The following is a 6,073-nucleotide window of genomic DNA, read 5'->3' on the forward strand; positions in this document are numbered from 1 at the left end:
CTAGTACCGCGTGCTCATCGTGCGGGCCAGATCCTCCAGCCCTTTGCGGAACTTCGCCGGCTCGTCGATCCGGACCAGGCGGATCGACGTCCAGATGCCGCCCTTGCTGACGAAGACCGTCATGCCCTCGGCATAGATGTACGCCTCGTCGCCGGCCCCGGAGATCGGCGTGAGTTCGTGCCCGAGCTGCTTTTCGATGTCGAGCTGCTTCTTCGCGCCGTCGCCGACGTACACCTCGACCTGGCCGACCGGTCCACTGGGCGGCGCGGTGTACGAGCAGGCCGACGGTGCCGCCACCGCGTCCTCCAGTGGCAGCCCGGCGACCTTCTCCGCCTCCTCTTTGGACACCAGGCTGCACGGGTCCACACTGGACGCGTCCGGCGGTGTCTCGGCGGCCGTGCTCTCCTCGGCGGCGGGCTGGTCCGCCGCGACGGTCGCGGTCGGTGGCGCGGGGGGCGCCTCCTCGGTGCCCTGGCACGCGGTGGAGGCGGCGGCGAGCGCCAGCGCGAGCGGCAGGAGGGCTCGTCTCATCGGTTCAGCTCCCAGAGGTGATCCAGACCGCGGGGTGGAGGCGGTCGACCCGCCATCCCGCGGCGGTGGCGGCGGCCGCGACCGACTGCTCGTCCGGCCCCTCGACGAGCGCGAGTACGACCTGGTCGGCGGGGAGGTGCACCGCCGCGACCAGGCGCGCGTCGGCGAGGGCCGGCAGCGACGACGGCTCGCTGCCAGGGACGTCGTAGCGCTCCACGGCGAACAGTCGATCGGTCACACCACGAACGCTAGGACCGCGCGCCCCCCGAGGAATCAGGCGTCTCCCTACCTAATGCTCCCGCGCCGCCGCGCGGCCCCGCTCCCGCGCCGCCAACCGGCGGATTGGGCTGCCGCGACGTCCACCGCGGTCCGGACCGCCGCGCGGGGTCCCCGGGGAAACGTGGAGCGCAGCGGAGCGTTTTCTTGGGGTGCTTTCCCGCGGCCTCACCCTCCGTGTCCCCACGACCGCCCCGGGCGCACCGCCGCACGGCGAGCTGAGCCTCGCGCCTTTCGCAAGCGCCATGATCATCAGGGTGGTGGGGCGTCGCGGCCGATGGCGGCGCCAAGCTCGGCGCGGGTCGCGATGCCCAGCTTGCGGTAGACCCGGGCCAGGTTGGCCTCCACCGTCTTGGGGCTGATGAAGAGTTCGTCGGCGATGGCCCGGTTGGTGCGCCCCTGCGCGGCGAGCCGGGCCACGCGCTCCTCCGTCGGGGTGAGCTCGGTCGGCGCGGCCGGGCGCCCGCCGATCCGGGCCAGCTCCGCGCGGGCCCGGGCCTCGAAGGCCGCCGCGCCGATCGCCGCGAACTCCGCCGCCGCGCCGTCCAGCGCCACCTTGGCCTCCCGCTTGCGGCGCGCGCGGCGGTGGGCCATGCCGGCCACCAGCAGGCAGCGGGCCCGATCCAGGGGGACGGCCTCCGCCGGCACCGCCGCCCGCGCCTCCGCCAGCGCGGCGAGTTCGGCGGACGGGTCGGCACCGGTCGCGCCGGTGAGCAGTACGCGGCTGCGGGCGAGGCCGAGCGCGGTCCACGGGCGGGGCTGGCGGGCGTGGCGGGCGGCCAGCCGCTCCAGCCCGTCGGTGGCCGCGTCGAGGTCGCCGGCGCCCACGCACGCCTCGATCCAGTCGGGCTCGAAGCGCTGCCCGAGCGGCTCCACGATGCCCGCGTCGCCGATCGTCTCGACCAGGCCCCGGTACGCCTCCGCGGCCTCGGCCAGCCGCCCGGCCGAGAGCGCGACGAAGCCGGCGAGCTGGAGGTGGATCCGGCGGCACCAGAGGTCGCCGAGCGCGTCGGCCCGGCGCAGCCCGTCCTCGGCGACCTGCCGCGCGGCCGCGAGCCGCCCTCGGTACGCGTCGAGTGTGCCGCCCAGCCAGGTCTCGCCGACCAGCCCGGTGCCGAGCTGCTCGCCCAGCTCGCGGGCGGCCGCGATGTGCCGGGCCGCCGCGTCCCACCGCCCGGCGACCAGCTCCGCCTCGCCCAGGTGGGTGAGCAGCTCGTGCTGCCACGGCTCGTCGCCCGCGGCGACCGCGTGGCCGAGGAGCGCGCCGAGCCGCTCCCGGGCCCGGTCGTGCTCGTCGATCGACTTCCACCAGATCGCCGGTACGGTGCCCGCCAGCCACGACGGCCGCCCGCCCTCCAGCTCCAGCCCGCGGTCGAGCAGCACGGTGCGGGCCGGCAGCCCGGCGCGTACCTCCTGGAAGAAGAGCTGGAACAGCGCGGACGCCAGCAGCGCGCGATCACCGTCCACACCGGACATCAGGACGATCGCCGCCTCGGCGTGCCGGCGGGCCGGCTCCGGCGCGTCCTGGAAGAGGGCGAGGTGGGCGTGGATCCGGCCGGCGAGCGGTGTGCCGGCCGGTGCCGCCGCCAGCCCGCGCTCGCCCGCCTCGACCGCGGCCGGCAGGTCGTCGGCGCACCACGCCACCATCGCGCGGAGCAGCAGCGCCTCGGCCCGCGCCGCACCGGTGTGGTCGGCGGCGACCGCGTCGGCGGCGGCCCCGGCGGCGGCGTAGTCACCGCTGTCGAGCAGGCACTGCACCGCGGCCAGCCGGCGGCGCCCCCGGTCGGCGGCGGCCTCCGGCGGGGTGAGCGCGGCGGCCCGTTCGTACAGGTCGACCGCGACCGCCGGCGCACCCCGGGCCCGCTGCCGATCGGCGGCCGCGGCCAGCTCGGCGGCGACGCCCGCGTCCGGTCCGTCGGTGCAGCGGGCGAGCTGCCGGGCCCGCTCGTCCGGGTCGGCGACCGCGTCGGCGAGCGCGCGGTGCAGGCGGCGGCGTACGCCCGGCGGGATCCCGGCGACGACCGCGGCGGCGTACACCGGATGGGCGAACTGGAGCGTCGGCGGCGTGACCGTGAGCAGGCCCGCCTCCTCCGCCGGGTCGAACGCGTCCGCCGCCACGCCCGCCGCGGCGAGGTCGGCGAGCGCCGGCACGGTGAGCAGCGCGGCCAGGCGTACGGCGGCGCGGCTCGGCTCCGGCAGCGTGGCGAGCGCGTCCCGCAGCAGCTGGCGCAGCGACGACCCGACCGGCAGCTCCTCGCTGGGCAGCGGTGGCCGGGGCAGCCGGGACACGGCGCGGGACAGCTCGATGGCGAGCAGCGGGTTGCCGCCGGACTCGCGGGCGATGCGGGCGACGAGCGGGCGGCTGAGCGAGACGCCGAGCCGCGCGCGTACGACGTGGTGCAGCGCCCCCACGCCCAGCGGCGTCAGCCCGACCCGGGTGAGCCGCCCGTCGTCCAGCCCGAGCGGCGCGGCGGTGTGGTCGGTACCCTCGGTGCGGCAGGCGACCAGCGTGGCGACGCGCTCGCCGACGCGGCGCAGGGCGTACCGGAGCGCGCGCTCGCTGGACGGGTCGAGCCAGGGCGCGTCGTCGACCGCGACGAGCACCGGCCCGCCGACCGCCTCCAGGAGCGAGCGGGTCGCCGCGCCCACCGCCCGCTCGTCGGCGACATCTTCGGCCGCGCTCTCCGCCGTCAGCAGCACCGCCTCGGCGGCGACCCGCTGCGGCCGGGGGAGGGCGGGCACCTGGTCGGCGAGGGGACGCAGCAGGTCGGCCAGCGCCGCGAACGGCAGCGCCGCCTCCGACTCGGTGGGCGCGCAGGTCAGCACCGACCAGCCGGCCCGCTCGGCGGCGCCGACGAGCGCCCGCCACAGGGAGGTCTTGCCGATGCCGGCCGGCCCCTCGAGGAGCACCGGGCCAGGCTTACCCAGTGCCCGCCACGCCCGCTCGTACAAGGCATCGCGACCGACCAACCCCTCCACGACATGATCGTAAAACCGGACAGCCTGTACCGGATCAGTCGGTCGGATTGCCGGCTCATCCGGCCGTCCGGCATTTTCCGGACACCACGCGCCCGGATCCGACGCGCCGGTGCAAGGCGCCCGTCCCGGACACCACCCCAAGGATCGGGCGCGGCGTGCGATCAGAAGGAGAGTTTGTCCCGAAGCTCGGCGGAGAGGCCGTCGGCGGAGATGACGACGGCGGCCGGCAGGCGCGGTTCGCGGGACGCGTGGTGGACGCGGTGTCGCCCTCCGGTGCCGAGGTCGACGGCGTCGAGGACGATCGGCTCGGTGAGGTCGGAGGGCACGGCGGAGTTGGTGATGTCGACGCGGTCGGGCCCGCGGAGCAGGATCTGTCCGGTGCCGCGCCAGCCGGCGAACGCCGGTGCCTGGGCGGTGCAGAGCGCGTCGGGCAGCCGGTTCGCCCCGCCGTACGGCTGGCACTCCTGGATCGTGAGCTGGCGGGTGACCGCGCCCGACCAGTCGACGAGGGCGTAGCTGTCGAGCCGCCAGCGTTGCGGCCGGATGAGCAGCCCTTCGCCGTCCGGTCGCACGTCGACCGGGACCGCGTTCTCGGCGAGGGGTACCGAGCCGGTCTGGCGGCCGGTCAGGTCGAGGATGCTGCCGCCCACGATCAGGCGCTCGTCCTGGAGACGCCAGCCGAAGGGGTGGAACGCCGTCGTGACCCGCCCGCTGGAGCTGATCGAGGTCCAGGACGGCGGTATGTCGACGTCGATCGGCGTGACCTGCCCGGTCTGGAGGTCGACGAGCACCATCTCGGGGCCGTCCGGCTCGGGCGCGGCGACCCAGTACGCCGCGCGGCGCCCGTCCGGCGCCGCTGACCCAGGGCCGCCGCCCGTTCCGCCAATCCAAGGGGTACGGGCTGGGAGTCCGCCAGGTCGGTCAGGTTTTCCCGGACGAGTTCCATCAGTGGGCTCATGTCAGGCTCTCCTCGGTGAGGCGCTTCTCGTCGAGTTCCGGGGCGATCTCCCGGAGTCGGGCCAGCGCGCGGTGCAACTGGCTCGCGACAGTAGTCAATGACCGAAAAAGCCAGTCATTTCGATCCGATGCCGTGTCGGCCGAAAAGCGTTGTGCGGTAAGGCATCCGGCCTGGTGCGACCCCGACCGATGCACGGCTGACCCAGCCGCGACGACCCGCGACGGGTACCGGGCGGGCGTTGGTGGCGAGCACCAGTCGGCTCCGATCCCACTCCGCCTCCGGGCGGCATCCTGGCTGCCCGCAGGCGACGGTACCGCCTGGCTCACCGAGGCGTGCGCGCCGTGGGAGTGTGCGCCGTACCTGCGGGTGCAGGTGGGTGAGCTGCACCTGTTCATGCCCGTTGATGAGGCTCAGCGGGTCCTTGGAGACCTGTCGACGCTGCTCGCGTCGGCCACGACCGCGACGGAGGTGACGCGATGAAGATCCATACTGACAAGCTGTTGTTGAGCCTGACTGCGCTGTTCGTCGGCGGCCCCGCCTTCGCGGTCAAACTGTTGTTCTCCATGATCGACCACACGAAAGTTGATCAGCGGACGACCGTCAGCTGCTGCCAGACTCCCGCACGGTTCCAGGCCTCGAGACGCCGTCAGCAGGTCATGCCGGACCCGAAGCCCAGCTCCTGCGGCAGGAACTCCCACTGGATACCGGTATGCAGCACGAACAGGATCCCGCACAACACCTGCCGATCCGGGATCCGGTTCCGTCCGGGACGCCGCGGATCGCGCGGCACAGGCTGGGCAGCAACGGCTCCATGCGCTGCCACAACCCGTCCGGCACGATCCACGGCCGCTGCTCACCACGCCGCACAGCTCAGCATGCTAGATGACCGTCCACAGGGGACGCCAGGCCCTATCGACAATCTTTATTAGGAACTCTTAGGGATAACACCACGATCCGGGCCCGCATCACCCAGTCCGCCGGCGTGCCGTGCTCCGGCCACCGTGCGTACCCGACCTTCCCCCATACCGTCCACAGGGGACCGCGCGAACAACAGACGAGACGACGTCGTACACCACATTTCGCCGTCGATCGACCGACCACTAGGCTTGCCCGCATGTCGGACCTAGAGCATGGCACGGGCCGGAAGTTGGTGTGGGCCTCCAGCGAGGTGACGGCTCGGATCGAACAGCAGGTCCGGCCGCAGGTCAGTTTGCCGAAGACGCTTGCGCTGGCAGCGACGTACGCATTTGTCTTCACCTGGGTGCCGACCGCCATCGTGTTCGGGGCCACGACCATACTGGCGCCGTCGGTGACCAACGAGGCCAGCGT

6 protein-coding genes are annotated in these 6,073 nt (G+C 74.2%); 1 reads left to right on the top strand and 5 read right to left on the bottom strand.

The window, feature by feature from the left end; genetic code table 11:
* From ACFFIA_RS15040 to ACFFIA_RS15060, 5 genes are all read right to left on the bottom strand, one after another.
* Entirely contained in the window at positions 1 to 531 is a 531-nt protein-coding gene (locus ACFFIA_RS15040; RefSeq protein ID WP_377251237.1) for a DUF3558 family protein, read from the bottom strand.
* 4 nt (positions 532 to 535) lie between these two features.
* Positions 536 to 769, bottom strand: a complete 234-nt coding sequence (locus ACFFIA_RS15045; protein ID WP_377251239.1) for a hypothetical protein — start codon at positions 767 to 769, stop codon at positions 536 to 538.
* A gap of 290 nt (positions 770 to 1,059) precedes the next feature.
* Positions 1,060 to 3,786, bottom strand: coding sequence for an AAA family ATPase (locus tag ACFFIA_RS15050; protein ID WP_377251241.1), 2,727 nt, complete (start codon positions 3,784 to 3,786; stop codon positions 1,060 to 1,062).
* Positions 3,787 to 3,947: 161 nt separating this feature from the next.
* Positions 3,948 to 4,580 carry a hypothetical protein gene (locus ACFFIA_RS15055; protein ID WP_377251243.1) on the bottom strand — a complete coding sequence of 211 codons (633 nt, stop codon included), beginning with the start codon at positions 4,578 to 4,580 and terminating at the stop codon, positions 3,948 to 3,950.
* A gap of 810 nt (positions 4,581 to 5,390) precedes the next feature.
* The gene (locus ACFFIA_RS15060; RefSeq protein ID WP_377251245.1) at positions 5,391 to 5,588 is read right to left on the bottom strand and encodes a transposase; all 198 of its coding nucleotides are present in this window, start codon (positions 5,586 to 5,588) and stop codon (positions 5,391 to 5,393) included.
* A gap of 270 nt (positions 5,589 to 5,858) precedes the next feature.
* Between ACFFIA_RS15060 and ACFFIA_RS15065 the strand changes: the two genes are divergently transcribed.
* Positions 5,859 to 6,073: hypothetical protein (locus tag ACFFIA_RS15065; protein ID WP_377251247.1), on the top strand; the 215-nt coding region annotated here is incomplete at its 3' end.

It is taken from the genome of Phytohabitans kaempferiae (genome assembly GCF_042433955.1).
Lineage (GTDB): Bacteria > Actinomycetota > Actinomycetes > Mycobacteriales > Micromonosporaceae > Phytohabitans > Phytohabitans kaempferiae.

Coding starts and splice junctions, on each gene's coding strand:
- ACFFIA_RS15040 (WP_377251237.1), bottom strand. CDS start 531: ATGAGACGAGCCCTCCTGCCGCTCGCGCTGGCGCTCGCCGCCGCCTCC.
- ACFFIA_RS15055 (WP_377251243.1), bottom strand. CDS start 4,580: ATGGTGCTCGTCGACCTCCAGACCGGGCAGGTCACGCCGATCGACGTC.